Consider the following 1,967-nt stretch of genomic DNA (forward strand, 5'->3'; position numbering starts at 1 on the left):
TTCCTCAGACACCCAACAGCGCGCCCCCCGAGGCTTCTAGGACCCACGGAGGTGAAGTTCGATTCATGCTCTCCAAGCCACCCCGACAGGCCACCCGGTATCGAAACCGGAGCCATCGGGTCCACTCACGAGTCCGGCCGGCGTAGGAAAATGCCGACCTGTAAAGACTCCTTAGAAAGGAGGTGATCCAGCCGCACCTTCCGGTACGGCTACCTTGTTACGACTTCGTCCCAATCGCCAGCCCCACCTTCACTCATTCCCTCCCCGAAGGGTTAGGCCACAAGTTTCGGGTGTTGCCGACTTTCATGACGTGACGGGCGGTGTGTACAAGGCCCGGGAACGTATTCACCGCGGCGTTGCTGATCCGCGATTACTAGCGACTCCACCTTCATGGGGTCGAGTTGCAGACCCCAATCCGAACTGAGACCGGCTTTTAGGGATTCGCTCCACCTCACGGTATCGCACGCCCATTGTACCGGCCATTGTAGCATGTTTGCAGCCCAAGACATAAGGGGCATGATGACTTGACGTCGTCCCCACCTTCCTCCGAGTTGACCCCGGCAGTCTCCCATGAGTCCCCACCATTACGTGCTGGCAACATGGAACAAGGGTTGCGCTCGTTGCGGGACTTAACCCAACATCTCACGACACGAGCTGACGACAGCCATGCACCACCTGTCACCCGCCAACTAAATGACCCCACATCTCTGCAGGTCCACGGGTGATGTCAAACCTTGGTAAGGTTCTTCGCGTTGCGTCGAATTAAGCAACATGCTCCGCCGCTTGTGCGGGCCCCCGTCAATTCCTTTGAGTTTTAGCCTTGCGGCCGTACTCCCCAGGCGGGGCGCTTAATGCGTTAGCTACGGCGCGGAAACCGTGGAAAGTCCCCACACCTAGCGCCCAACGTTTACGGCATGGACTACCAGGGTATCTAATCCTGTTCGCTCCCCATGCTTTCGCTCCTCAGCGTCAGGTAAGGCCCAGAGACCCGCCTTCGCCACCGGTGTTCCTCCTGATATCTGCGCATTTCACCGCTACACCAGGAATTCCAGTCTCCCCTACCTACCTCTAGCATGCCCGTATCCACTGCAGAACCGGAGTTGAGCCCCGGTCTTTCACAGCGGACGCGACACGCCGCCTACGAGCTCTTTACGCCCAATAATTCCGGACAACGCTCGGACCCTACGTATTACCGCGGCTGCTGGCACGTAGTTAGCCGGTCCTTATTCCCCACCTACCGTCAACCCCACGAGAACGTGGAGCCTGCGTTGGTGGTAAAAGAGGTTTACAACCCGAAGGCCGTCATCCCCCACGCGGCGTCGCTGCGTCAGGCTTTCGCCCATTGCGCAATATTCCCCACTGCTGCCTCCCGCAGGAGTCTGGGCCGTGTCTCAGTCCCAGTGTGGCCGGTCGCCCTCTCAGGCCGGCTACCCGTAATCGCCTTGGTAGGCCTTTACCCCACCAACAAGCTGATAGGCCGCGAGCCCATCCCCGACCGAAAAACTTTCCACCCCCCACCATGCGGAGGAGGGTCGTATCCGGTATTAGACGGCGTTTCCACCGCTTATCCCGGAGTCAGGGGCAGGTTGCTCACGTGTTACTCACCCGTTCGCCGCTCGTGTACCCCGAAGGGCCTTACCGCTCGACTTGCATGTGTTAAGCACGCCGCCAGCGTTCGTCCTGAGCCAGGATCAAACTCTCCATAAAGGTCGTGCACCGCCACCCTCGACGGGGGCGGAAACCTAGAAGCAATCCCGACTCGACCCTCACGGGCCGAATCCAAAGGAACCTCGCACACCCGATCGCACTGATCGTGTGTGACGGGGCCAAAACAAACATGGCTTAAAGAAAATCGAACACGCGCTGTTGAGTTCTCAAGAAACAACCGTTCTTCCCGTACAAGCCCCGGACCTCGAAGGTCCGCTCGTGCTCTTCCGTGGAAGACGTTTGCGTTTCCGCTTTGTTGT

1 rRNA gene is annotated in these 1,967 nt (G+C 58.9%); it reads right to left on the reverse strand.

The features are described from left to right. Positions 1–175: 175 nt before the first annotated feature. Positions 176–1,707 (reverse strand): 16S ribosomal RNA (locus tag PWG71_RS28560). Positions 1,708–1,967: the final 260 nt, after the last annotated feature.

Origin of the sequence: Nocardiopsis sp. N85 (genome assembly GCF_028882275.1) — a bacterium.
Lineage (GTDB): Bacteria > Actinomycetota > Actinomycetes > Streptosporangiales > Streptosporangiaceae > Nocardiopsis > Nocardiopsis lambiniae.